The sequence below is a fragment of the Mycobacteroides sp. PCS013 genome, assembly GCF_049532645.1.
Lineage (GTDB): Bacteria > Actinomycetota > Actinomycetes > Mycobacteriales > Mycobacteriaceae > Mycobacterium > Mycobacterium gwanakae.
This window is the reverse complement of sequence record NZ_CP150131.1, coordinates 2,549,358-2,572,890: the sequence shown is the minus strand read 5'-3', so window position 1 is coordinate 2,572,890 and position 23,533 is coordinate 2,549,358. Positions and strand designations below refer to the sequence as shown.

The window sequence follows — 23,533 nt, the reverse complement described above, 5'->3', positions numbered from 1 at the left end:
CCGCGGGCTCATGGGTGATTCCCATGCCGCCGCGATGTTGGTCGGATTCAGGCAACAGCGCGAGCCCAGCGCCTGCGAGTAGTTGTGTCCGGACCTCGAGCAGCGGGGTAGGCGATCTACAACCGTCTAAGTAGATGGAACCGACGTCAGTGCGGATAGATGGCTTCTCTTCGAATAGCTGATCGATCTGTAGGGGTCGCCTGTGCTCGGGCACGTAGCCGAGCGAGGACGTCCCGGCGATGTGAACCGAGATCGGAGCAGAGCATTACCGACGTGCGAATTCTGTCTACTATGTCGATATGACTCAAGGGATTTCGCGCCGCTGGCCCAGGGAGTGGGCTGGGCTCGCCGTGTCTGTCATTGCGGTGACTATCGCCGCGGGAGTTGGCGGCGCAGCCGCTACGCGCGCTGCGGACACCTACGGGCGTCTGCAACAACCTGGCTGGGCGCCACCGGCTTACCTTTTTGGTCCTGTATGGACGGCGCTGTATGTCTTGATGGCGATATCGGCCTGGCTGGTATGGCGGTCAGAGCCATCACAGGAAAACCGTGTGCCGCTCATCGTGTACGGCGTGCAGCTCGTCCTGAACATGGCGTGGACACCGTTGTTCTTTGGACTTGGCTGGCGGGGAGTGGCATTCATCGAGATCCTCGTGCTGTGGGGATTTGTTGCCGCGACGGTGGTGCTCTTCTGGAACAGAAGCCGTTGGGCCGCAATCTTGTTGCTTCCCTACGTGGCATGGACGACGTTCGCGGCGGTGCTGAATTTCTCGGTGTGGCAGCTGAATAGCTAGTGGTCTTGCCTGGACCGGTAACGGTGCAGAGCGATGTTTCTTTCTTCTGCGTGATCGAGGATGGGTGTCGGGTACCCGCGCGTATGACCGTCGGGGTGTTTCCAGGGTGTGATCGCCGATGCCCCGGGCAGGTGCCGTAGCTCCGGGATGTACTTGCGGATGTATTCGCCGTTCGGGTCGAACTTTTGCGCCTGAGCCGTGGGGTTGAAGACTCGGAAGTACGGCGCCGCATCGGTGCCCGTTCCTGCGACCCATTGCCAGCCGTGCGTGTTGGATGCGCTGTCGGCATCGATGAGATGGTTCATGAAGTGCTTGGCTCCGTGTGGCCACCAGATGTGGAGATCCTTGGTAAGGAAGCTTGCGGTGACCATCCGTACTCGGTTATGCATCCACCCTTCGGTAAGTAGTTGCCGCATGCCGGCATCCACCAATGGGTATCCGGTTTCTCCGCGTTGCCAGGCCGTGAAGCCCTCGCCGGGTTCGGTATAGGTCAAATGCGCTAGCGCATCGGTCAAGTCGGCGTGCGCGGAGTGCGGCTGGTGGTAGAGCACGTCGGCATAGAAGTCTCGCCAGGCTAGCTCCGACATGAACTTGGTGGCGTCTTGGCCCGCGATGGCTGCCAGGTCGGCAAGCAGCGTGCGGGGGTGTATTGCCCCGACTTTGAGGTAGGTCGAGATCCTGGATGTGGCGTCCATGTCGGCGCGGTCACGCCCTACGGCGTAGCCCGTCAGCTCGCGTGTGAGGAAGTGTTCCCACTGCGCGCGGGCCGCACCCTCACCCGCGGGAGGCAAAGTGATGCTGCAGCTTTGGCTGAGTTCGGTGAGTAACGACCTGGCGGGACCTGATTGTGCAGGCTTGGGAGGCTTCGCCCAGAAAGGGCTGGTCTTCAGCTGGGCGGGGCGCGGCCAGTGGTGTTCGCGCCAGGCGCGCTCGAATGCGGTGAACACCCGATACGCAGACCCGTCTGATTTGGTGATTCGGCCCGGCGTCACTGCGTAGGGCGAGCCCGTCTCGATCCAGTCCACACCGATCTTGGCCAGCGCGGCCGATACCGACGTATCCCGGCGCCTGCCGAAGGGGGTCGTCTCCCGGGCCACGTGCACTTCAGTCGCACCGCAACGTTCCGCCAGCTCTACCAGGGCCTGTTCCGGCGCACCGGAACAGACGCAGAGCCGCCCATCGAGTTGTTGATCAAGGCCAAGAACGTTGGCGGCAAGCCACGCATCCCGCGGGCGTGCTGTGCTGCGAAGCAACTGCGGATCCAGCACAAAGACGGCAAGTACGTCACCGCTCGCGGCGGCAGCTTGGAGCGCGGGATTGTCGGCCAACCGCAAATCGCGGCGAGCCCACCAGATAACGGTCACGAGCCGGTGTGACTTCCCAAGAGATGCCCCAGGGCGGGACCGATACTGGGAGTTCGGAAAACATGCTGACGGTCCAATAGCGTTGCGGGAGAAACACGCTGACTTGCCATCGCGAGCTCGTCGGCACCCTCGCGTCCGAGCAGCAGTGCAGGGCCGAAGGCGGGCACGGGTAGAAGTGCGGGGCGGTGGACTGCCTGGGCCAGTGCGCGTGTGTAGTCGACGTTGCGAACCACGCCGGGGGCCACGGCGTTAACGGGACCTGATAGTGAAAGGTCCCACAGACACCGGTGATAGATGTCCACCAAGTCGTCGATACCGATCCAGGGCAACCACTGGGCGCCGGAGCCCAGACGCCCGCCCAGACCGGCCCGGAAAAGCGGAAGCAGGAGCTTGAGCGTTCCGCCACGTGGTGACTGAACGATGCCGGTGCGGACGGTGACAACACGGGTCCCGGTGCTCTCGCCTGTTAACGCTGCCTGCTCCCAACGATCGACCACGTTGGAAAGAAAGTCTGCTGTCGGCGGGGGAGGACTTGTCTCGGTGAGCGTTTCATCGTCTCGGTTCTTCCCGTAGTACCCGACTGCTGAGGCGCTGACGAAGGTACCGACACCTGCGGATGCGGCGGCTCGGGAAAGTAGGCGAGTGGGCTCGATTCGGCTCGAGGCGATCAGTTCCTTATGCCGCGGGGTGAAGCGTCCCGCGATGGTGGCACCCGCCAGATGGATAACGGCATCAATGCCCTCGAGCGCGGCCGGGTCGGGATTGTCTGGCTCCCAATTTCGCTCCGTAGGACTCTTCGGCTCTCCGCGGACTAGGCGGATCACGCGGTGCCCACCTGTGCTGAGGAACGCGGTAAGAGCGGTGCCGACCAAGCCTGATGCCCCGGTGATGGCCACTGTCGAGGCGTTCATTCCGTGGTCGGCTGCTCTGCGGTGCGCGGCCAGATCTCCGGTGAGTTGCCGGTGCCGGTATGCGATGAGTTCGGCGAGAAGCCTTCCCGGAATGGGAGTTTCGATTGTGTCGCGTACCCGGGTCCTGCTGTCGCCGACGGGCTCGAACTCGTGAATGTGCCGCCAGGGCAATGCACCACTGACCGCCGAGCGCAGTCCCGTCGCGACCGCCTCGTCGACGAATCGCCGGCCGGGCAGGAACGCTTCCTGATCGTGCTGGGCGACCCAGCGCAAGCCTCCCGGTAAATCCAGTACCGCAGTCCCGTCGCGCAGCGAGGCCGCCTCGGTACGCAACTCAACCGGCGCCCACGGCGCCGCCAAGCGATTGAAGGCGCCCGGCCTGGAATGCCAGGCGAATACGTCTTCGACGGGCGCGTCGACAATCACCGAACCACTGATACCCATAAGTCTCCGATCATCGGGAAGTCTAGTTCCACCGTCCTCTGCGTTGTCCCTCAGAAGGCGTCGTCACCCCGCGCGTCGATGGGAACTGCGATCTCGTTGCGTCGAGCGCACGAGAGTGTCCACGGCGGGTCGTAGAACCAGGCTTGCGGATCGCCCGAGGTCTTTATGTTGCTGTCGCGCAGGGTATTAAGCAACTCGTCGGTTCGTTTGGCTACGGTGGCGGCCGATCGGTCGCCGCTGAAGCGCAGCACCGCGAGCGTCTGGGCCGGCACTTCGGTGAGCCGAATGCTCTCGTCGCCGGGAGTGGGCAGGCTTGCCAGTGTCCATTTCGCTGGCATGTAGAACCGGATTATTGAACCACCAGTAGGACTTGACAATTGGCCCACCGGGGCCGTCATGGCGATGGTGTCGTTTTGTTGGGCTACCGGTGCGGTCATGGCGATCTTGGCCTGCCGTTGGTTCTTGCCGAATATGTAACCCGCAAGGCGCCGAAAACCCTCGCTGCGTGCCCGGTCGTCATCGGCCAAGACGGTGGTTTCTGCCGCGACTCGGCTGCTGTACTGCCTGATCTGCACCGAAGCGGTCAGTGGCCGTGACGAGTATTGCGGTTCTTCGGTTCCCGAACGGACTCCGAAGACATTGCCCGCCGCTTTGAGTAATTCGACCCCAACAGTCCACAGCGGCACGATGGCACTCATTTTCTTGCTCCTTTCGACAAGCGCTACTTCTCGAGATACGGGAGGTGCAGCTTGGGGAGGGTGAATTGGGCGACGTCGATGTAGCCGATGCGGAAGTAGTTCGCGCATCCGGTGAGGTACTTCATATAACGCTCGTACACAACCTCGTCCTGGATGGCGATGGCTTCATCCTTGTGTTCCTCGAGTGCTGCCGCCCACAGGTCCAGGGTCTTGGCGTAGTGCGGCTGCAGTTGGTGTACTCGCGTACAGCTGAAGCCCGCCCGCTCGGCATGTTCTCGCACCATATCGATGGATGGCAGTCGGCCACCGGGGAAAATCTCGGTGACCATGAATTTGATGAAGCGCGCCAGCTCGAAGCTCAGCGGCAGCCCCTTGGCGATGATCTCGTTGGGGTGCAGTCCGGTGATGGTGTGCAGCAGCATCACGCCGTCATCAGGCAGCGCGTTGTAGGCGAACCTGAAGAAGTCGTCGTAGCGGTCAAAGCCGAAATGTTCGAACGCGCCGATCGACACGATGCGGTCGACCTTGCCGTCGAACTCCTCCCACCCGTGCAACTGGACGCTCTTTGACCGGGTGCTCGACGTTGCCGCCAAAAGCTTCTCGACGTGCGCCTTCTGATTCTTACTCAGCGTCAACCCGATGACGTTGACGTCATACTTTTCCAATGCGCGATTGAGGGTTGCGCCCCAACCGCACCCCACGTCCAGCAGCGTCATGCCGGGCTCTAGGTGCAGCTTGCCCAACGCCAGGTCGATCTTGGCGATCTGAGCCTCCTGGAGAGTCATATCGTCGCGCTCGAAGTAAGCACAGCTATATGTCTGGGTGGGGTCGAGAAAAAGACGGAAAAAGTCATCCGACAGGTCGTAATGGGCCTGAACATCGGCGAAGTGTGGGCGAAGCCGCGGTGAGTCTGACATCTGGGCAAAACCTTTCCTAGGCGGTGCGGGGAACGTCTACCTGCCGGTCTTTCTTCTGCGGGTGTAAGGGCGCTGCTGCACCGGGCATGTATGTGCAGCTCTGTGGTCATTCGGTGCTGAACGCCATCCGGATGGGTCGGTTACCTAAAAATTTGAGCTTGGTCTGTGGCGCCGCTCATAGACGCAATACCCATCCGCGGGCAGGTTTACTCCGAATACGGGGTGTGAGTGCAATATCTGGCCCCGACAGGTCACGGTCCGTTGCCGTCATCGGTAGTGGTGTGGCCGGACTAACCGCAGCTCACGTGCTTTCTGCCTACGACCAGGTCTCGTTGTACGAGGCCGATGGGCGTTTCGGGGGACATGCCCACACTCAGTTCGTCGATGCCGGCCAAGGCGCCCCGACCGCGGTCGACACCGCGTTTTTGGTGCACAACGACCGCACCTACCCCACACTGTGCCGATTGTTCGACGAACTCGGTATCGCCACCTCTGCCACGGATATGTCAATGTCGGTGCGTGATGACAGCACTGGGCTGGAATACGCGGGCGCAAGGGGCGTGCGCGGCCTCTTTGCTTCGCCCGCGACAGCGAACCCTCGCTATCTGTGGATGCTGGCAGAGATCAAGCGGTTTCATCACCACGCCCGCCGATTGCTCGCTGCCCCCGATGCAGACGACAATGCCCTGAGTCTCGGGGATTTTGTTCGGCAGCGGGGTTTCTCACAGTTCTTCCTTGGCCGCTTCCTGACACCACTGGTGGCCGCCGTGTGGTCGTGCCCGCCCGGGCAGGCCATGGCGTACCCGGCGCAGTACTTGTTCAGGTTCCTGGACCATCACGGCATGCTGTCGGTATTCGGGTCGCCGCAGTGGAAAACAGTGGTAGGGGGCTCGCGCACGTACGTCGATGCTGTGGTGCGCGGCCTACACGAGGCATTCACCGATTCCCCTGTCACCCAGGTCAGACGGATTCCGGAGGGCGTTGTGGTGACAGCTGCGGGGCACCCGCCGAAGGTGTTCGATGCCGCCGTGATCGCGACGCATCCCGATCAGGCGCTGGCACTGCTGGCGCAGCCGACCGCCGCCGAGCGCGAGGTGCTGAGAGCCATTGGTTACGTGAGCAATTCGGCGCAACTACATACCGACGAGTCACTGTTGCCGCGACATCCCCGTGCCCGTGCGTCGTGGAACTACCTGTGCGGCGGAGGCAGCCAGGGCGTCGTGGTGACGTATGACATCACCCGGTTGATGAGACTGCCCGGTCCGTGCAGGTTTCTGGTCACCCTCGGCGGCGAGCATCTGGTAGACCCCGGGGCGGTGCTTGCCGAAATGACATACCAGCACCCGGTTTATACGCCGCAATCTGTTGCTGCTCAACGCAGATTGTCAAGTCTCAACGATGGCCGTATCGCGTTCGCCGGTGCGTACCACGGATGGGGTTTCCATGAGGACGGTGCCGCCTCGGGCCTACGTGCCGCACAAGCATTGGGTCGGGACTGGCCGGTCGGCGTGGCCACCAAGCGCGAGCATCGCGTGGGAGCACGATGAGTTCGGCGACGGCGGTTCCTTGCCTGTACCGCACCCGGATCATCCATGTGCGGCGTTCGCCGGTGACACACCGGTTCGCCTATCGCGGCTACTGCTGGTACATCGATATCGACAAGCCGCCGCGCCTGCCGTTCGGTCTGCGCGCCTTCGCCAATTTCCAAGCACGGGACCATTTCCGGGGGGCCGCTGACGATACGCTGCGCCAACGCGTGGATCGATTCTTGGCCGCGCACGGGGTAGAACTGGGCGGCGGTACGGTCACCGCGCTGCTGCAGGCACGGGTGTTGGGTCACGTCTTCAACCCACTCAGCCTGTACTGGTGCCATGATCGCCACGGCAATCTCGTCCACATCATTGCCGAGGTCCACAACACCTATGGCGGACGGCACGCATACCTGCTGCCCCCGACCGCCGATTCCACAGTGGACAAACAGCTTTACGTGTCGCCATTCAACGGTGTCGACGGACAATACCGAGTTCGAGCCACTCGCCCCGCCGAGACATTGAACATCAGTATCTGGTTGCAGCGAGGCGGACATCTGCCGTTCTTCGCCGCGGTGCGCGGCACCCGGCGCCGGGCCCGGGTCGGTGAACTGTTGTGGTTGCAGGCCGTCGCGCCCCTGGCCCCACTGATGGGTGCGCTGGCCATCCGTAAAGAAGGGATCAGGCTGTGGCTGAAAGGGCTACCGGTAGTAGAGCGCACACCTACACGCGAGAGGGAAAGGATAGCGTGAACGGTCATCTCGACAGCACCACTACCGATGCGCGTGATATCGGGGCGCATCGCCGGCTGGATATCGCGCCGGTTCCTTCCGGGCCGCTGGCAGCGGGACGGGCGGTGGTAGCCGACAAGCTGCTGCGCCGTGCGGCCGCACGGCTCCCGGTACGGGTCGTGTACCCGGACGGGTCCGTTGTGGGAGCAGCAGATACGTCTCTGCCCACCATGAGAGTTCGGCAGCCGACGGCACTGGCACGACGTCTGGGTCGATCCGGCTTGATCGGATTCGGCGAGGCGTACATGGCTGGAGACTGGGACTGCGACGATCTGCCCGGCTTTCTCACCCCATGGGCAGCATCAATGGGGGAGTTGATTCCCCCTAGCTTGCAACGCTTCCGGCATCTCACCGTGCCGCGCGCTCCACGGACTCAGCGCAACGAGCCGCCACAGGCCCATCGCAATGTTGCGCATCACTATGACCTGTCGAACGACTTCTTCTCGCTGTTCCTGGACGAGACGCTGACCTACTCGAGTGCGCTGTTCGACCACATCCCGGGCTCAGCAGCGATGCTGGCGGATGCCCAACACCGCAAGATCGATCGCTTGCTGGACCACGCACAGGTAGGCCCCGGCACCAGGGTTCTGGAGATCGGTACAGGGTGGGGGCAATTGTGCTTATCGGCCGCCGCTCGCGGAGCGCACGTGCGGTCGGTCACCTTGTCGAGCGAGCAACGGGAACTGGCTCTGCAACGGGTACGGGCTGCTGGTCTGTCTGACCGAGTGCAGATAGAGCTGCGCGACTATCGAGACGTTCAGGGCCAATACGACGCCATCGTGTCGGTGGAGATGCTCGAAGCAGTCGGATTCGATTTCTGGACAACGTATTTCCAAACCATCGACCGCTTGCTCAAACCAGGCGGCCGGCTGGCCCTTCAGGCCATCACCATGCCACATGAGCGGATGCTGGCCAGCCGCAACACCCATACCTGGATACAGAAGTACATTTTCCCCGGCGGTCTGCTTCCCTCGGTGCGGGCAATCACCGAAACAACCACGGATACCACGCATTTGCGGACCATCGAGACAATGTCCCTGCGGCCGCACTACGCCGAAACACTGCGGCTATGGAGTCAGCAACTCGCGGCCCGGCGCGAGAGCGTACTGGCGCTTGGGTTCGACGATGCCTTCTACCGTATGTGGCAGCTGTATCTGGCGTATTCGGAGGCCGGGTTCCGATCCGGATATCTCGATGTCCACCAATGGATTTTCCAGCGAGGTCAACAATGAACTTCTTCATCGTGATGGTGTGCTCGCTGTGCGCTGTGGTGGCCGTGCACAGTGTCACTTTCCTGATCGGCTACCGCATAGGCCGCTACAACGTGGTCGACGTCGCGTGGGGCCTAGGGTTCATCGCAATTGCCGTGGTGTGTACCGCGTTCGGTGATGGTGATCGGCAGCGCCAGGTTCTGCTGCTCGCGCTCGTCGGTATATGGGGTGCCCGGCTCTCGTGGCACATGTGGGTGAAGTCGGCTGGGAAAGGGGAAGATCCGCGGTACCACGACCTGCTTGGTGGCGACTTCTCTGTGCCGCATGTGCTGCGCAAGATCTTCGTCATCCAGGCCGCTGCCACCTGGTTGGTATCCCTACCCATCCAACGCTCAGCCGTTGAAGGGCCAACCCCTGAATCGCTGCGTCCCGTAGTAGTCGTCGGCATCGGGTTATGGCTGTTTGGAATGCTTTTCGAAGCGGTGGGTGACTTTCAGCTGCGCCGTTTCAAACAGGACCCGGCCAACAAGGGCAAGATCATGGAGCAGGGCCTATGGGCTTGGACTCGGCACCCGAACTACTTTGGCGATGCCTGCGTGTGGTGGGGGCTGTGGTTGATCACCATCACCGGCTGGCAATCGTTGGCAACGGTGCCGTACCCGGTGCTGATGACCTACTTCCTGGTCTACGCCACCGGAGGTCGCCGCACCGAGAAGGCAATGGCCGGGCGGCCCGGATTCGCTGACTACCAACGCCGGGTCTCATTTATCTTGCCGCGCCCCCCGAAACGCGAATCGCCATGAACATTCTCCGCGATGCGTTTAGGCTCACGGGCGTGACTGGCGACCTGGATACCCTCTTGCGCAATGTCGCCGACCGTGATTCCGCGGCATTCGCCGCTCTCTACGATCACACCCGCTCGCGTGTGTACGGTCTAGTGCTGCGGGTATTACGGGACCCCGGCTATAGCGAGGAGACAACGCAAGAGATCTACCTACAGATCTGGCGTTCAGCCCAAAGCTATGACCCGACCGCCGGATCGCCTCTGGCCTGGATCATGACCTTGGCTCATCGCCGCGCCATCGACCGCGTGCGCTCGGAGCAATCCGCCGCCGACCGCGAGTCGCGCTACGGCGCCGCCACTATCGAGCGTGCCGCCGACGAGGTCACTGAATCGGTGATCCGTAGCGAAGAGCAGCGGCAAGTCACTGAATGCCTCGACACACTCACGGATACACAGCGCCAGTGCCTACATCTGGCTTACTACGACGGTTTGACTTATAACCAAGTCTCACAACGGCTTGCCGCTAATCTGGCAACTATCAAGTCTCGTATGCGTGACGCAATCAAGGCGCTGCGCCGATGCCTGGGGACACCATGACCGAACCCAACGACCTCATCACCGCCGCGACTCCGTACGCACTGCATGCGTTGCCCGACGATGAACGAGACGACATCGACCGGTGGTTGTCATCCGGCGCGCCTGAAAACACGCTCTCCTTTACGCAGGAAGTGCGTGCCACACGCGAAACCATGGCGGCCCTGGCGGCAAGCACCGCAGTCGAACCCCCGGCCCGGCTTCGCCCGCGCCTGCTCAAGATTGTGGCCCGGGATATCCAAAGAGATTCCGGGGCAAAAGATATCAACCGCTGGAGAGCACCTCTGGTGGCTGTTGCGGCCGCTACCGCAATCGGGCTGGCGGCGGCTGGGATCGGCACTATCCTGCGGCCTCCGCCACCATCCGCGCAGCAGGTCTTCACCGCAACCGATGTGCGAACGGTCAGCGGTTCTATCCCGACCGGTGGTACCGCGACGGTCGTCTACTCGCGGCAGAAGAACACGGCGGTGTTGGTGATGAACAATGTCGCACCACCACAACCCGGCACTGTGTACCAAATGTGGCTGATCGGCGACCGCGGGCCGGAGTCGGCAGGAACCATGGATACTCAGGCCGTCGCACCGTCGACCACAGCCGTCATACCCCACCTCAACAACTCCACCGCACTGGCATTCTCTGTCGAGAAGGGCCGCGGCTCGACCTCGCCAATGGGCCCGATCATCGCGCAACTGCCGCTGAACCAGTAGCCGACGGCCCGTTGATCTCTAACGGATCAGCGGGCCTTGTCTGCGCGCAGCGCCTTCACGCGCCGCTGTTCGCGTAGCACCTCTTGGTAGCTCTCGCGTTCGGCGATCAGCCAGGGCGGCTTCTCCTCGAGCAGCTGATCGATCTGCTCGGTGGTCAGCGCGCCCTCGACACCCCCGCGTGTGAGGCCGGAAATCGATACGCCCAGCTTGGCTGCCACCAGGTTCTTCGGGTGCGGTCCATGCTTGCGGAGGTCTTTGAGCCACTCGGGCGGGTCTGCCTGCAGGGCGGCCAGCTCGGCGCGGGTGATCGGGTTCTCCTGGAACTCCGCAGGGGTCGCCTGTAAGTACACGTCCAACTTCTTCGCCGCGGTGGCGGGTTTCATGGACTGCGCGTTCGGCCTGCTCATGGCATCAGCCTATCGGTAGCCTGATGCGGTGACCCCGCCATCGCTCACTCTCGGGTACGTCCCCGGCGGGACGCCCGCGAAGTGGGCCCGTACCTGGGCGGAGCGTCATCCCGGGGTCCCGCTGAAGTTGCGAGCGGTCGCCGCAGCCGACGCGGCGGACGCGGTGCGGGCCGGCACCGTCGATGTGGCCTTGCTGCGGCCGCTATCCGATTCGGCCGGGTTGGCGGTGATCCCTCTCTACGACGAGACAACGGTGGCCGTGGTTCCGGTTGATCACCATCTCAGCGCTGCCGACGCGATCACCGCGGCGGACCTCGATGGCGAGCCGACGCTGGTGCCGCTCGACGATGTCCTCGACTGGGATGACGTTCCCGGGGCTCCGGTGGAGCATCGGCCCGAAACCACCGAGGACGCCATAGAACTCGTCGCGGCAGGGTTAGGTGCGCTCATTGTCCCGCAGTCCTTGGCGCGGCTCTATCACCGTAAGGACCTCACCTATCGCCCGATCGCCGACGCGCCCACGTGCCCGGTGGCGCTTGCCTTTCCGGAGGGCACGCAGTCGGCACTGGTCGAGGAGTTCATCGGCATCGTGCGAGGCCGCAAACCCGGTTCATCGCGGGGGCAGGCCGAGGCGGCGCCAAAACGTACCGCCCGGGAGAAGACCCTGGCCAAGCAGGCCGCCCGCGCCACCGCGGGCAAGGTCGCCCGTAAGCCGGGACGAACCGAGCGCGGTCGGCGCTGACACCGAGTGAAGTGGTGTGCGCCGGCTAGACCGGGGTATGTCGTTTCAGGAACTCGGACACCGTTTCTCGTGCGGCGGAAAGCTCCTCGGGCTCTTTCCACCGTTCGATGAATTGCGCATCCGGTACCGCGTCCACAAGTGCGCGACTGGCGGTCGCGGGATGGAACCTGTCGTCACCGTTGAGGACGAGCAGCGGAACCCGGATATTCTTCAATTCCGCGTCGGGCACACTGAAGACTCGATTGTCGTTGATGAACAACGCATTCCAATATTTCTGCCATGCGGTGCCATCGGCTTCGGGGTGAGTTGACACCAAGGCTGTCGACCACTCGTCGAAGATCTCCCGAAATGTGGCGAGATTGTCGTCCTGGCCGATGGACTGCGCCACCACCGCGGCGGTGATCCGTTCCGGTGCGGTGGTGGTGAGTTTGGCGATGAAGGAGCCACCGATGCACATGCCCAGGACGTGGAAGCGGTCGATGCCCAGGTGATCGAGCAGGCTCAACTGATCGGACGCATAGGTCGCCCAGGTCTCTTGGCCGGTGACCCTGGCCGCGGACTGGCCTGCGTTGCGCTGATCCATCGTGATGACGCGATAGTGGGCGGAGAGCTCCTGGATGGGGTTCCATGCGACGCGTTCCCAGTACGGAATCGATGAGCGCAGGCCGCCGGGCGCAAGCAACAGGATGGGGTGTCCGGAGCCCTGTTCCTCGTAGTACAGGCTGGTGTTCTCTGCATCGAAAAAAGGCACGTCACGACTCTACTGATCGTGTCTGTTCGGCGATTGCGGTAACGAGGTGGCCCCGCCGCGTGGGTTGTTTGTCGAGCACGCGAACGTGCATGCGTAGTGGCATACACGGCGGCGGCAGGCGATGACGATCATGTCGCGCGAAACTCGCCGCACCGCATCTGTTCGGTCAATTGAGCGGACTCGGGTCTCGGCACTTGCCGGATGCTGGTATGACTGCCGTATGACACCCGATCAGTGGCTAGAAGCGCTACGCACCGGGATTGCGGCGGTCGCCGCGACCCCGCCCGAGCATCTAGACCGGGAAGCACCGTCCTGCCCGGGCTGGACAGCGCGCGACGTGGTGGCCCATCTCGGCGGAGTGCACCGCTGGGCCGTGGGAGTCGTTACCGGTCAAAAGATTCCGTACGCGGATGTCGACCCGGAGGCTCCGACGGGGGAGGCCGTCATCGGGTGGTATACCGACCGCGCAGATAGCCTGGTCGCCGCGTTGACGTCGAACGACCTTGATGCGCCGACGAAATCGCCGTTCGGTGAGCGGCCGGTGCAGTTCTGGTATCGCCGGCAGGCAAATGAAGTGGCGGTACACCGTTGGGATATTCAGCACGCGTACCTGGGGTGGGACGCCGACCCTATCGATGCGACTCTCGCGGCCGACGGCATCAGCGAGTGGTCGGAGCTTTTCACGCCCAGGCGTATCGGGCGTGACGGCGGAACTCCGCAGGACCTGCGGGGAGCACGAATACTCCTGCACGCCAACGACGGCGGTGGCTCGTGGCTGTTGCGCGCGGACGCCGAAGCAATCGGCATCGTGGAGGACGACGCGGAACCAGATGCCACCATTACGGCATCCACATCAGACCTACTGCTGGCGGTTTGGCACCGGGTTCCGTTGTCACACTTGACGGTCGATGGCGATGCGGGCCGTGTCGAGCGGGTACTGGATCTAGTCCGGATCTAGAACCGCAGGGCTCGAACGGCGCACCAGCCACGTGGTGATGGTGGCGATGAGCAGCAGCGCCAAGCCGATCCACAGTGCGTTGAGTCCGATGCGGTGGTAGGTCGCCGCACCCAGGACGGCGCCGACGGTCAGGCCCGCCCACAGTGTGATGTAGCGCAGCCACACCCACCGGGGGCCGCCGAAGAACGCATCGACGAGTCGCTGCCCAGCCTTGACCACTGTGCCGGTGATGTAGGTGAGGCCCACCTGGACTTCGCCGGAGCGCTGGAAAACCGAGTTCATGGAGCCCATCGCGAGTGCCGTCAGGAGCAGCGCCGCGACGCCCGCGCCTAGTTCTTGGGTGATCGCCGCCGCAGCCACGGTGCTTGAGGCAACCGCCAGCACGGCGACCCGTTCATGTTGGCCGCTGATGCGTGACGCGATCGCGCCGACCATCACTCCGATGAAGAACATGCCGATCAAACCGGCTGCCTTGTACGCGGACTCCCAGTGCTGGGTGGCGGTTGACGCCGCCATCCTGGTGGTGTTCCCGCTCATGAAGGACAGGAAGTACCCGCCCAGATGCACGAACCCTATCGCGTCGAGAAACCCTGCGACACTGGATAGTCCGGTGGCGAGCACCATCTCACGCCGCCGGATCGACCACACGGCGAATCAGTGCTTGTGACCGGGGCCCTGGGCCCGCTTGTACAAGACTTTGAGCATGTTGTCGCGGAAGGTCGCGTTGTCCATCAGCTTGATGCCCTTATCGCACAGCCACGGGTTGCCCAACGCACGGTGCATGATCCGGCCGCGGCGGTACTCCCGGCCCCAGGCATCGTTCATCCGCTGCTGGTAGTTGGTGAAGTCGTGTGGACCGGCGTTCTGCAACGCCGCCACCGCACATTCGCCTGCCGCCAAACCGGATTCGAGCGCCTTGGAGATGCCGGCGCCGCTGACCGGCTTACCTGCGCCCAGCGCGTCGCCGGCGAACAGCACGCCGGGGCGCCAGGGCGGCCACGCGGTAAATCCCATGGGCAGGCGCCAGGCGCGCACACCCTTGTTCTTGCGCAGCTCTGCCAGGTCGGGCAGCTCCCACTCCCTGGGCAGCTTCTTCATGTAGGTGTCGAGCACCTGCGCGGCGTTGACGTCCTGCCACTTCTTGTAGCTGTTGACGTACCCGATGCCGATGTTGATGCGTCCGGCGCCGAGCGGGAACACCCAGCCGTATCCGATCAGCGCGTCGTTGTTGTGGTGCAGCCGAAGATCGATATCGAGCATGTTGGAGTCTTCGCGATTGGCCTCCATCTCGGCCCGGATCGCGATCGCGGTGTACCCCTTGACCTCCGAGTCGAGGTTCATCGCGCGTTTGATGGGGGAGTAGGCGCCGTCGGCGACAATCACCGCGTCGGCCGAGATGGTTTCCCGAGCGCCGTTGGCGGTCTTGACTTCGATGCCCTTGACCGTGGTGCCATCGCCGACGGGCGCGACCGCCTCGGTGGACTGGCGCACTTCCACGCCCGCGGACTCAGCGTGCTTGAGCAGCAGAGTGTCCAGCTCGGGGCGGCGCACCACATGCCCGTGATCGGGCATACCGGGACGCTTGGGGAAGGTGAGCTCCCAGACACTGCCGCTGTCCACGCGCACACCGTCGACGCGGTGGAACTGGGCGACCTCGTGGGCCAGGCCCATCTTCTGCAGGTAGCTCACCGCGCGGGCGGTCAGCCCGTCGCCGCACGGCTTGTCTCGTGGGAATTCGGCCTTGTCGACGAGAACCACGCGGGCGCCCGTACGGGCGGCTTGCCAGGCCGCGGAAGACCCGGCCGGGCCCCCGCCGACTACCGCGATGTCGTAGTGGTTCTCGCTCACGTACTAAATAGTAAGGGCCGATAGTGCGGCTATTCGCCGTCGGGCTTGGTCACACCCAGGCTCGAACCGGCACGGTTCTCGTACGCGCTGCGTGCATTGGTGTCGATATCGAGGAAGACGCGATCGGTTCCGGTCTTTTTGCTCATGAACCGGCGGACCTTGGTGGGCAGTGAATTGACGATCGTGGTCACGGCACCGAGTGGCTTGGGGACGGTGACCTGGACACGCGGTTTCTCGATAATCCGCACCACGGCCTCGGCGATGTCTTCGGGTTCGACGGGTTTCTGTGCGCCGGTCGAATCGGTACCTGCGATCAACTCGGTGTTGGTAAACGTCGGCAGTACGGCGCTGACCTGGACCCCTTGTGGCTCGAACTCGTCGCTCAGCGCGCGGGACAGCCCGACAACACCGAACTTGGACGCGTTGTAGACGGCCATGCCGGGGGCCGCCATCAAACCGGCGACCGAGGCGATGTTGACGATCTGACCGCCGCGACGTGCCACCATCTCGGGAAGTGCCAGGCGACAGCCGTTGATGACGCCGTACAGATTCACCTCCAGTATCGACCGAATCGCGCCGTCGCTCGTGGACAGGAACGGTCCGATCGGCATGACACCCGCGTTGTTGATGAGCACATCGACCGGTCCGCCGGCACCGGCTGCCTCTAGAAAACGCTTGAACGAGGTGGGGTCGGTCACGTCCACGGGGTGGGCGTCGACGTTGCCTTCTTCTTTGAGGCCCTCGACGGCCGCGCCGAGTGCCTCAACATCACGGTCGCCGATCACCACTCGGGCGCCGCGCCGCAGCAGGGCAGTGGCGGTGGCGTAACCGATACCGCGCGCGGCACCGGTGATGGCGATGTTCTTGCCCGTGATTTTGTCCATGACCACGGACTTTACACGTGTCAAGTTTGTGTCACTAGGAATTCTGCCGAATGAGTTCGACACGCTTAACCACAACACGTTGTGTTGCGCCGCGATGTCGGCCCCCAGGGGTAGTGTCTGTTCCACAGTCAGCGAATCCCGCGAATCTGTTTGACGTTCTCCAGGAGTGGTCTCGTGAGTGAAAAACTGAAGCTGGTCAGCCGCGTCTCGGCGATCAACTGGAACCGGGTTCCCGATGAGAAGGATGCCGAGGTCTGGGACCGGCTCACCGGTAACTTCTGGCTTCCCGAAAAGGTGCCGGTATCTAACGACATTCCGTCGTGGAACACCCTCACAGATTTCGAAAAGCAGTTGACCATGCGGGTTTTCACGGGCCTGACGCTGCTGGACACCATTCAGGGCACTGTGGGTGCGGTCAGCCTGATCCCCGATGCGATCACTCCGCATGAGGAGGCGGTGTACACCAACATCGCGTTCATGGAGTCGGTGCACGCCAAGAGCTACAGCTCGATCTTCTCGACACTGTGCTCCACGCGCGAGATCGATGACGCGTTCCGCTGGTCGGAGGAGAACCCGAACCTGCAACGCAAGGCCGAGATCGTCATGGAGTACTACCGGGGCGACGAGCCGCTCAAGCGCAAGGTTGCCTCGACCTTGCTGGAGAGCTTCCTGTTCTACTCCGGCTTCTACCTTCCGATGTACTGGTCGAGTCGCGCCAAGCTCACCAACACCGCCGACATGATCCGCCTCATCATTCGCGACGAGGCAGTGCACGGGTACTACATCGGCTACAAGTTCCAGAAGGGTCTGGAGCGCGTCGATGAGGCCACCCGCTCCGAGATCAAGGAGTACACCTACGACCTGCTCTACGAGCTGTACGAGAACGAAACCGATTACACCGAAGACCTTTACGACGAGGTCGGGCTCACCGAGGACGTCAAGAAGTTCCTGCGCTACAACGCCAACAAGGCCCTGATGAACCTGGGCTATGAGGCGCTCTTCCCGCGCGAGGAGACCGACGTGAACCCGGCGATCCTTTCGGCGCTGTCACCGAACGCCGACGAGAACCACGACTTCTTCTCCGGGTCCGGTTCCTCGTACGTCATTGGCAAGGCAGTGAACACCGAAGACGAGGACTGGGACTTCTAGATCTTCTCCTGCTGAACAGTCCCTCGGCGCCGGGGGACTGTTCGCCGAGAACAAATGAACGGCCGGTGAACTGTACTGATGTCACCTCGCGCTGTGAACCTGCTGCAGGGACACTATTAGCGTGACGAGCACATCGATTATCGGTTCGATCCTGTCTTGGCTGTCTGCGGGATACCCCGAGGGAGTACCCCCCACGGATCGGTTTCCACTGCTGGCGCTGCTGCGCCGCACGCTGACCGAAGAGCAGGTCAAGGAAGTCGTCGCCAAGCTGACCGCTCCCCAGTCGTCCGCGCAGATCGACGGTGTGGTGAGTCAGGACGAGATCGAGAAGTTCATCACGGACGTGACGAAGGATGAGCCCACCGCTCAAGACATTTCGCGGGTGGCCTCGCGCTTGGCCGCAGGTGGCTGGCCGCTTGCCGGCGTGGACTCCACCGCGCTCAACGCGTAACTAGAACGCCCAGTTGCGTTCTGGGCTGAGTACGAATCCGTGTGTACCGCGGAGATCGTCCACCAAACACGCCGTGGTCTTGGGTGCCGGGGTGGCACATGTCAACGTGGTCTGGCTGCCGTCGTCGTTGTGCACTGGGGCGGCTATCCGTACCTGGTGATTGCCGGGCAGCGCTGGGACACGGGACAAATCGGGGTTGCCCTGCGATTCGCCCACGGTCGCAGGGGTGCCGTTGTTCCGTGCATAGCTACCCAGATCCAGTTGCGCAGACCCGGAGCCTTTAGGCCCGATGCAGGTCCACTGAAAGTACGGGTTCCATCCGGCGCTCTCACACAAAACCCCATCGGGTGTCGCGAACCGATAGACCTTGACGCTGAAGTACTGCCGGGACTCGACGGCGGGGAGCCCGCTGATGTCGGGGAAGCCCGAGGGCGGGTCGGCGGCAGCGGAACCAGCGCTAACGGTTGTCGCGCACAGCAGCGCGACCGATGCGCACACGCCCAGCCTGACGCTGCTCTTCATACACAGAAATCTACCGCCCGCGTGTCGGAGCCGGTGCGGTGGAACCCGACGACGAGGGAACGGTCGAGGGACGGTCGATGATCGTCGAGAGCGGCCCGCCGATTCGGTACTTGGCCCCTCGGTGCTCGTCGGGGAGGCGATCACCCTTGCCCAGCAGCTTGTGGCGCAATGTCCCTGATGCGTACTCGGTTTGGTAGGCACCACGTTCGGTCAGCACCGGAACGACGTACTCGATGAAGTCCTCGAAAGTGCCGGGGGTGATCGCGTAGGCCAGATTGAAGCCGTCGACATCGGTTTCCTCCACCCATTCCTGCAGGGTGTCGGCGACTTCGGCGCCCGAGCCGACCACACGCGGTCCCATGCCACCGATTTCGCCCCACTCGGCGATATCGCGCACCTTCCACTCCCTGCCATCATCGGTGGCGGACTGGAACGCTGCGACCGCCGACAGGATCGCGTTGGAGTCCACGTTTCCGATGGGTTCGTCCAGGCCGTAGCGGGCCAGATCCACGCCCATCCAGCCGGACATGAACACCAGCGCGCCCTCGGCACTGCCGTAGCTCAGCAGCTCGCGGTGCTTGGCGTGCGCTGCTTCGGAGTTCTCGCCGGTGACCACGGTGGTGAGGTTGAAGATCTTGGCGGAGTATGGGTCTCGCCCGGCGAGCTCCAGCTCGCGGCGGATGGTGGTGACCGTTTGGCGTAGCAGCTCTTTGGTGGGGGCCGCGGTGAACACGGCTTCGGCGTTCTCGGCGGCGAAGCGCACCCCGCGCGGTGAGGATCCCGCCTGGTAGATCACCGGGGTCCGCTGCGGAGATGGTTCCACCAGGTGCACACCGGGGACGGTGAAATGCGTTCCCTCATGGCCGATGTGGTGCACCTTGTCGGGATCGGTGAAGACGCCACGTGCGGCATCGCGGACGACGGCATCATCCTCCCAGGAGCCCTCCCAGAGTTTGTAGAGCACCTCCAGGTACTCGTCGGCGTGGTCATAGCGGGCATCGTGCGCGGGCTGGTCGGTCTGTCCCATGTTGCGTGCCGCGGCGGGCAGATACCCCGTGACCACGTTCCATCCGACCCTGCCTCCGGTGAGGTGATCGAGGGTGGATAGCCTGCGCGCGAACGGATATGGGTGTTCGAATCCGGTGCCCGTGGTGACTCCGAAGCCAAGATGTTCGGTGACAAGGGCCATCGCCGAGACCAGGAGCAGGGGATCGGCGACCGGTATCTGCGCCGCCTGGCGGATGGCGGCCTCATCGCTCGCGTCGTAGATGTCGTAGGTGCCGAGTACATCGGCGATAAACAGTCCGTCGAAGCGACCGCGTTCGAGGAGCTTGGCCAGATTCGTCCAATAGGACAGATCCTTGTACCGCCAGGACTGGTCGTCGGGGTGCCGCCATAGGCCGGGGGATTGGTGCGCAACACAATTCATATCGAACGCGTTGAAACGGATGACGCGGGTCATCCCCTCAGCATCGACACCCCGACGACATCAGTCACCGGTTGTACTCGGGATGAAACTTACAAAGTGGCGGTGTCGATGACGAACCGGTACCGCACATCGCTGGCCACGACGCGCTCGTAGGCCTCGTTGATGTAGTTGGCGTCAATGACTTCGATCTCCGAGCCGATGCCGTGCTTGGCGCAGAAATCAAGCATCTCTTGGGTTTCCGGGATGCCGCCGATCAACGAACCGGAAATGCTGCGCCGGTTGGTCAGCAGCGGGAAGCCGGGGACCTCGATCGGGTGCTCCGGCAGACCCAATTCCACCAGGGTGCCGTCGACACCCAGCAGGCCCAGGTACTTGCCCATGTCCAGGTTCGAGGACACGGTGTTGAGAATCAGGTCGAAGCTGCTGCGCAGCGACTTGAAGGTGTCCGGGTCGGCGGTGGCGTAGTAGTGGCTGGCGCCCAAACGCAGGCCGTCTTCCATCTTCTTGAGTGACTGGCTCAGGACCGTCACCTCGGCGCCCATCGCCTTGCCGAGCTTGACGGCCATATGGCCGAGGCCGCCGAGTCCGACGACAGCAACGCGCTTGCCGGGGCCCGCGTTCCAGTGCCGCAACGGAGAGAAGGTGGTGATGCCTGCGCACAGCAGTGGCGCGGCCGCGTCCAGCGGCAGGCTGTCCGGGATGCGCAGCACATAGTTCTCGTCGACGACGATGGCCTGGCTGTACCCACCCTGGGTCTGGGTGCCGTCACGATCCTTGGCGCCGTAGGTGCCCACCATGCCGCGCTCGCAGAACTGCTCCAGTCCGGCGAGGCAGCTCGAACACTCACGGCACGAGTTGACGAAACAGCCGACGCCGGCATGGTCGCCCGGCTTGAACTTGGTTACTTCGGAGCCGACCTCGGTGATGACACCGGCAATCTCGTGACCGGGGACGATGGGGTAGTTGGCGCGGCCCCACTCGTCGCGGACGGTGTGGATATCGGAGTGACAGATACCGGCGAACTTGATGTCGATGAAGACATCGTGGGGCCCTACTTCGCGCCGTTCGATAGTGGTGGGAACCAGAGGGTCCTTACCGGAAACGGCGGCATAAGCCGACACGGTGACCATATATGCATCCTTTTGCGATAGTTAACATTGCTACCGATTAAAAGCCTACTCGGCCCCGCTTATTCCTGTCCCAATTGGAGAGAGCGCCCAGCGGCCCTCGCCCACCAGCTGCAATTTCTGATCGTGATGCTGATCGATGGTGCTGCGATGGCCGACGCTGACGAGTGTGCAGTTGGGCACCTCGGTGCGAAGGAGCCGATAGAGCGCGAATTCCAGCCCTTCGTCGAGCGAGGACGTGGACTCGTCCATGAACACGGCCTTGGGCTTGAGAAGCAGCACCCGGGCGAATGCGACACGTTGCTGCTCACCGGGGGAGAGCACCTTGATCCAATCGGATTCTTCGTCGAGCCGGTCGGACAGATGACCAAGTGCCACCTTGTCGAGCGTTGTGCGCAGTTCCTCGTCGGTGAAGGTGCCGGCTGGTGCCGGGTAACTCACCGCCTCGCGCAGATCGCCGAGCGGGAGGTACGGCAGCTGCGAGAGGAACAACGTCTCGTGTTCGCCGCCGGGGCGAGTCCAATCGCCATCGGTGTAGGGCCACAGCCCGGCCAGCGAGCGCAGCAGCGTGGTCTTGCCTCCGCCCGAGGGCCCCTTGATGAGTAGCGCGTCGCCCGCGTCAAGACTCAGGTTGAGGTCGTCGATCAGACTGTCGCCATTGGGTTTACGGACGTAGATGTTGTGCAGCGTGACGCCGTCCTCCTGATCGCCCGGCTCGAGCATGGGCAGCTCGCGCGACTGTGCGTCCGCGTGTAACAGGCCATCCAGGCGCATGACGGTGGCGCGGTAGGCGGCGAAGTTGTCGTAGGCGTTTCGGAAGAACGACAGGGAAGTCTGCAGCTGGCCCGCGGCGCTGGCGCTCTGACTTACGTCGCCGTAGGTAATCTGTCCGGCGATCAGTCGCGGAACCTGGAGCACCGAGTTGAAGACCGCCGCGGTCTGCGACACCGCGAAGTTCCAGCCGGTGAAGCCCATGCTCCGATACACCAGCTGCCAGAAGTTATCGATGATTCCGTCGAAGCGGCCCTTGAGCTGCTTGGCCTCGGCCTTCTCGCCGCGATAGAAGGCCACGCTTTCTGAGGTGTCGCGCAGGCGCACCAGCGCATAGCGGAACATGGCGTTGAGGCGTTCGTTGAGGAAGTATCTGCGGATCAGCGGACGCCCGATCCGGAAGGCGATCAAGGTCGTCACGATCACGTAGATATAGGTGAGAAAAACAAGGGCTCTGGGCATTTCGTATCCGAAGACATTCAGCGGACCCGATAGACCCCACAGGATGATGGTGAACGACGGTAGCGAGATGCATGCGTTCACGGCGCCGAAGGCCAGATGTGTCGAAGAGCTTTGAAGCTGCTCCGGCGCGGCCGACATGGCGACAAAGTTGTTGATATCGGCCTGGATTCGTTGATCCGGGTTGTCGATGGTGTTGTCGATGAAGCGTGACCGGTAGAAGGCGCGCTTGGAGAGCCAGTCGGCGGTGATGCGCTCGGTAAGCCATACACGCCACCGAATGATGAATGCCTGCAACAGATACAAATCAGTGACCACCAGCGCGATGTTGATCCCCGCCAAAAGGCAGAACCGGCGGATGTTGAGCCAGAAGAATGCCTTGGCATCCGGCATTCCGCTGCCATCGCGAGCCAATGCCTGGACGATGTATTGAATCGATGCCGACATGTCGTTGTAGTAATACGTGAATACCACTGACAGACGGACATTCACCACTACCGAGAGCAGCACGAGGGCCAGGAGGGCCAAGCCGCCCCGGCCGTCGCGGCTGGTGAAGTACAGGCCGGTAATGCGCCAGAATTGCCGACCCCATTGGGTGAACCGAATGATCAAGAACGCGACGGTGAGGAAAACGGCCATGGTTACCGGCCACACCCAGCCGATCCATATCAGCGATCGCCATACCTCCGTGCCCCAGTCGGTCGCCGTCTTCATCGATCAATGTCCTCCGAATCAGTCACTATCCAGTTGACCGCGGAGTGTACGGGCACATGCTGAGCACGTCCTGACAAGCGCCAAGAGTGAACTACTAGACGATGGGTATGAACCTCACGAACGGGATGGCGCATCCCACCGCGCGATAGTCATCGACGGAACCATCGACCTCAAAACCCATCACACGGCTCAGTCGCTTCGCCAACCGCGGACGCTTCATCGCGTAGTTCGCCATGATGTCGCCGCCGTCCTCGGCGGACAGCGTGGTCGCCCGCGCACCGTGAACGCGGTTACCCACCTGAATGGTCACCTCGGGTGTCTTGCGGATGTTCTTGTACCAGTCCGCGGCCGTGCCAAATCCGGACGCCGTGATGATGCTGCCGTCGTCCCTGAGCTCGACCACCTCCAGCGCGGCCTGTCGGGGCTGACCGGAAGACCGGCCCACATGAGTGACCAACATCAGTCTCTTGCTCACCAGGAATCCGAGGTGGGCCCGGAACAACGTAATAGGCAGGCGCCACAGCAGGCGCTGGAAACCGGTTGGCGGATTGGGTCTTTGGATCTTCCTCACGACACT

At 62.9% G+C, this 23,533-nt stretch carries 25 protein-coding genes; 11 read left to right on the top strand and 14 right to left on the bottom strand.

All coding sequences use genetic code 11. The features are described from left to right. Positions 1-299: 299 nt before the first annotated feature. Positions 300-794: a TspO/MBR family protein gene (locus RHO23_RS12660; protein ID WP_057968769.1), complete on the top strand. Its 495-nt coding sequence runs from the start codon at positions 300-302 to the stop codon at positions 792-794. On the opposite strand, the gene RHO23_RS12655 is transcribed toward RHO23_RS12660, so the two are convergent. From RHO23_RS12655 to RHO23_RS12640, 4 genes are read right to left on the bottom strand one after another with little or no spacing between them, the layout of a single operon-like run. After that, positions 791-2,158 carry a cryptochrome/photolyase family protein gene (locus RHO23_RS12655; protein ID WP_423487839.1) on the bottom strand — a complete coding sequence of 456 codons (1,368 nt, stop codon included), beginning with the start codon at positions 2,156-2,158 and terminating at the stop codon, positions 791-793. The genes RHO23_RS12660 and RHO23_RS12655 overlap by 4 nt on opposite strands. Beyond that, positions 2,155-3,513 carry a TIGR01777 family oxidoreductase gene (locus RHO23_RS12650; protein WP_423487838.1) on the bottom strand — a complete coding sequence of 453 codons (1,359 nt, stop codon included), beginning with the start codon at positions 3,511-3,513 and terminating at the stop codon, positions 2,155-2,157. Before RHO23_RS12650 ends, RHO23_RS12655 begins: the two co-directional genes overlap by 4 nt. 50 nt (positions 3,514-3,563) lie before the next feature. Then, positions 3,564-4,211, bottom strand: a complete 648-nt coding sequence (locus tag RHO23_RS12645) for an SOUL family heme-binding protein (RefSeq protein ID WP_423487837.1) — start codon at positions 4,209-4,211, stop codon at positions 3,564-3,566. Between the two features lie 23 nt (positions 4,212-4,234). Continuing rightward, positions 4,235-5,128 carry a cyclopropane mycolic acid synthase family methyltransferase gene (locus RHO23_RS12640; protein ID WP_070917904.1) on the bottom strand — a complete coding sequence of 298 codons (894 nt, stop codon included), beginning with the start codon at positions 5,126-5,128 and terminating at the stop codon, positions 4,235-4,237. Between the two features lie 224 nt (positions 5,129-5,352). Between RHO23_RS12640 and RHO23_RS12635 the strand changes: the two genes are divergently transcribed. From RHO23_RS12635 to RHO23_RS12610, 6 genes are read left to right on the top strand one after another with little or no spacing between them, the layout of a single operon-like run. Continuing rightward, entirely contained in the window at positions 5,353-6,675 is a 1,323-nt protein-coding gene (locus RHO23_RS12635; protein WP_070917905.1) for an NAD(P)/FAD-dependent oxidoreductase, read from the top strand. After that, positions 6,672-7,409, top strand: coding sequence for a DUF1365 domain-containing protein (locus tag RHO23_RS12630; protein WP_070917906.1), 738 nt, complete (start codon positions 6,672-6,674; stop codon positions 7,407-7,409). The genes RHO23_RS12635 and RHO23_RS12630 overlap by 4 nt, the downstream gene beginning before the upstream one ends. Continuing rightward, on the top strand, positions 7,406-8,680 hold the full coding sequence (locus RHO23_RS12625) for a class I SAM-dependent methyltransferase (RefSeq protein WP_423487836.1): 1,275 nt from the start codon (positions 7,406-7,408) through the stop codon (positions 8,678-8,680). The genes RHO23_RS12630 and RHO23_RS12625 overlap by 4 nt, the downstream gene beginning before the upstream one ends. Then, complete coding sequence (locus tag RHO23_RS12620; protein WP_423487835.1) at positions 8,677-9,462, top strand: DUF1295 domain-containing protein; 786 nt, start codon at positions 8,677-8,679, stop codon at positions 9,460-9,462. Before RHO23_RS12625 ends, RHO23_RS12620 begins: the two co-directional genes overlap by 4 nt. After that, positions 9,459-10,040, top strand: a complete 582-nt coding sequence (locus RHO23_RS12615; protein WP_064409280.1) for a sigma-70 family RNA polymerase sigma factor — start codon at positions 9,459-9,461, stop codon at positions 10,038-10,040. The genes RHO23_RS12620 and RHO23_RS12615 overlap by 4 nt, the downstream gene beginning before the upstream one ends. Next, positions 10,037-10,744 (top strand): anti-sigma factor, encoded by a 708-nt coding sequence (locus RHO23_RS12610; RefSeq protein ID WP_070917909.1) that lies wholly within the window; start codon positions 10,037-10,039, stop codon positions 10,742-10,744. The genes RHO23_RS12615 and RHO23_RS12610 overlap by 4 nt, the downstream gene beginning before the upstream one ends. Positions 10,745-10,770: 26 nt before the next feature. Here RHO23_RS12610 and RHO23_RS12605 read toward each other — a convergent pair whose 3' ends face one another. Further along, positions 10,771-11,151 carry a DUF5997 family protein gene (locus tag RHO23_RS12605; protein ID WP_030097092.1) on the bottom strand — a complete coding sequence of 127 codons (381 nt, stop codon included), beginning with the start codon at positions 11,149-11,151 and terminating at the stop codon, positions 10,771-10,773. Positions 11,152-11,179: 28 nt separating this feature from the next. Here RHO23_RS12605 and RHO23_RS12600 point away from each other — a divergent pair, with 28 nt between their 5' ends. Further along, a complete protein-coding gene (locus RHO23_RS12600) occupies positions 11,180-11,893 on the top strand; it encodes a LysR family transcriptional regulator substrate-binding protein (RefSeq protein ID WP_423487834.1) in 714 nt (237 codons plus the stop codon). A gap of 25 nt (positions 11,894-11,918) precedes the next feature. On the opposite strand, the gene RHO23_RS12595 is transcribed toward RHO23_RS12600, so the two are convergent. Continuing rightward, complete coding sequence (locus RHO23_RS12595) at positions 11,919-12,644, bottom strand: alpha/beta fold hydrolase (protein ID WP_423487833.1); 726 nt, start codon at positions 12,642-12,644, stop codon at positions 11,919-11,921. A 220-nt stretch (positions 12,645-12,864) separates the two neighbouring features. Here RHO23_RS12595 and RHO23_RS12590 point away from each other — a divergent pair, with 220 nt between their 5' ends. Continuing rightward, positions 12,865-13,602, top strand: coding sequence for a maleylpyruvate isomerase family mycothiol-dependent enzyme (locus RHO23_RS12590; RefSeq protein WP_423487832.1), 738 nt, complete (start codon positions 12,865-12,867; stop codon positions 13,600-13,602). On the opposite strand, the gene RHO23_RS12585 is transcribed toward RHO23_RS12590, so the two are convergent. From RHO23_RS12585 to RHO23_RS12575, 3 genes are read right to left on the bottom strand one after another with little or no spacing between them, the layout of a single operon-like run. Next, positions 13,588-14,226: a YoaK family protein gene (locus tag RHO23_RS12585; protein WP_217339350.1), complete on the bottom strand. Its 639-nt coding sequence runs from the start codon at positions 14,224-14,226 to the stop codon at positions 13,588-13,590. The two genes, RHO23_RS12590 and RHO23_RS12585, sit on opposite strands and share 15 nt — an antisense overlap. Before the next feature lie 30 nt (positions 14,227-14,256). After that, positions 14,257-15,450 carry a geranylgeranyl reductase family protein gene (locus RHO23_RS12580; RefSeq protein ID WP_064409275.1) on the bottom strand — a complete coding sequence of 398 codons (1,194 nt, stop codon included), beginning with the start codon at positions 15,448-15,450 and terminating at the stop codon, positions 14,257-14,259. A 29-nt stretch (positions 15,451-15,479) separates the two neighbouring features. Further along, the gene (locus tag RHO23_RS12575) at positions 15,480-16,334 is read right to left on the bottom strand and encodes an SDR family oxidoreductase (protein ID WP_423487831.1); all 855 of its coding nucleotides are present in this window, start codon (positions 16,332-16,334) and stop codon (positions 15,480-15,482) included. A gap of 186 nt (positions 16,335-16,520) precedes the next feature. On the opposite strand from RHO23_RS12575, the gene nrdF reads away from it, so the two are divergent. After that, positions 16,521-17,483 (top strand): class 1b ribonucleoside-diphosphate reductase subunit beta, encoded by a 963-nt coding sequence (gene nrdF / locus RHO23_RS12570; protein ID WP_064410391.1) that lies wholly within the window; start codon positions 16,521-16,523, stop codon positions 17,481-17,483. A gap of 121 nt (positions 17,484-17,604) precedes the next feature. Beyond that, on the top strand, positions 17,605-17,934 hold the full coding sequence (locus RHO23_RS12565) for a DUF3349 domain-containing protein (RefSeq protein WP_264921923.1): 330 nt from the start codon (positions 17,605-17,607) through the stop codon (positions 17,932-17,934). Here the strand turns inward: RHO23_RS12565 and RHO23_RS12560 are convergent, their stop codons facing one another. The 5 genes from RHO23_RS12560 to RHO23_RS12540 form a co-directional block, all read right to left on the bottom strand. Then, positions 17,935-18,456 (bottom strand): hypothetical protein, encoded by a 522-nt coding sequence (locus RHO23_RS12560; protein WP_264921922.1) that lies wholly within the window; start codon positions 18,454-18,456, stop codon positions 17,935-17,937. 10 nt (positions 18,457-18,466) lie between these two features. Then, positions 18,467-19,918 (bottom strand): LLM class flavin-dependent oxidoreductase, encoded by a 1,452-nt coding sequence (locus tag RHO23_RS12555; protein ID WP_030097102.1) that lies wholly within the window; start codon positions 19,916-19,918, stop codon positions 18,467-18,469. 56 nt (positions 19,919-19,974) lie between these two features. After that, positions 19,975-21,015: an NAD(P)-dependent alcohol dehydrogenase gene (locus RHO23_RS12550; protein ID WP_030097103.1), complete on the bottom strand. Its 1,041-nt coding sequence runs from the start codon at positions 21,013-21,015 to the stop codon at positions 19,975-19,977. A 45-nt stretch (positions 21,016-21,060) separates the two neighbouring features. Further along, positions 21,061-22,956, bottom strand: coding sequence for an ABC transporter ATP-binding protein/permease (locus RHO23_RS12545; RefSeq protein WP_070917915.1), 1,896 nt, complete (start codon positions 22,954-22,956; stop codon positions 21,061-21,063). Between the two features lie 94 nt (positions 22,957-23,050). Then, positions 23,051-23,527: a nitroreductase family deazaflavin-dependent oxidoreductase gene (locus RHO23_RS12540; protein ID WP_064409271.1), complete on the bottom strand. Its 477-nt coding sequence runs from the start codon at positions 23,525-23,527 to the stop codon at positions 23,051-23,053. Between the last annotated feature and the right edge of the window lie 6 nt (positions 23,528-23,533).

Bases quoted from the DNA above. Each gene is read 5' to 3' on its own strand.
- RHO23_RS12660 (WP_057968769.1), top strand. From the start codon at position 300: ATGACTCAAGGGATTTCGCGCCGCTGGCCCAGGGAGTGGGCTGGGCTC.
- RHO23_RS12650 (WP_423487838.1), bottom strand. From the start codon at position 3,513: ATGGGTATCAGTGGTTCGGTGATTGTCGACGCGCCCGTCGAAGACGTA.
- RHO23_RS12645 (WP_423487837.1), bottom strand. From the start codon at position 4,211: ATGAGTGCCATCGTGCCGCTGTGGACTGTTGGGGTCGAATTACTCAAA.
- RHO23_RS12640 (WP_070917904.1), bottom strand. From the start codon at position 5,128: ATGTCAGACTCACCGCGGCTTCGCCCACACTTCGCCGATGTTCAGGCC.
- RHO23_RS12630 (WP_070917906.1), top strand. From the start codon at position 6,672: ATGAGTTCGGCGACGGCGGTTCCTTGCCTGTACCGCACCCGGATCATC.
- RHO23_RS12620 (WP_423487835.1), top strand. From the start codon at position 8,677: ATGAACTTCTTCATCGTGATGGTGTGCTCGCTGTGCGCTGTGGTGGCC.
- RHO23_RS12615 (WP_064409280.1), top strand. From the start codon at position 9,459: ATGAACATTCTCCGCGATGCGTTTAGGCTCACGGGCGTGACTGGCGAC.
- RHO23_RS12610 (WP_070917909.1), top strand. From the start codon at position 10,037: ATGACCGAACCCAACGACCTCATCACCGCCGCGACTCCGTACGCACTG.
- RHO23_RS12605 (WP_030097092.1), bottom strand. From the start codon at position 11,151: ATGAGCAGGCCGAACGCGCAGTCCATGAAACCCGCCACCGCGGCGAAG.
- RHO23_RS12590 (WP_423487832.1), top strand. From the start codon at position 12,865: ATGACACCCGATCAGTGGCTAGAAGCGCTACGCACCGGGATTGCGGCG.
- RHO23_RS12585 (WP_217339350.1), bottom strand. From the start codon at position 14,226: ATGGTGCTCGCCACCGGACTATCCAGTGTCGCAGGGTTTCTCGACGCG.
- RHO23_RS12575 (WP_423487831.1), bottom strand. From the start codon at position 16,334: ATGGACAAAATCACGGGCAAGAACATCGCCATCACCGGTGCCGCGCGC.
- RHO23_RS12560 (WP_264921922.1), bottom strand. From the start codon at position 18,456: ATGAAGAGCAGCGTCAGGCTGGGCGTGTGCGCATCGGTCGCGCTGCTG.
- RHO23_RS12555 (WP_030097102.1), bottom strand. From the start codon at position 19,918: ATGACCCGCGTCATCCGTTTCAACGCGTTCGATATGAATTGTGTTGCG.
- RHO23_RS12550 (WP_030097103.1), bottom strand. From the start codon at position 21,015: ATGGTCACCGTGTCGGCTTATGCCGCCGTTTCCGGTAAGGACCCTCTG.
- RHO23_RS12545 (WP_070917915.1), bottom strand. From the start codon at position 22,956: ATGAAGACGGCGACCGACTGGGGCACGGAGGTATGGCGATCGCTGATA.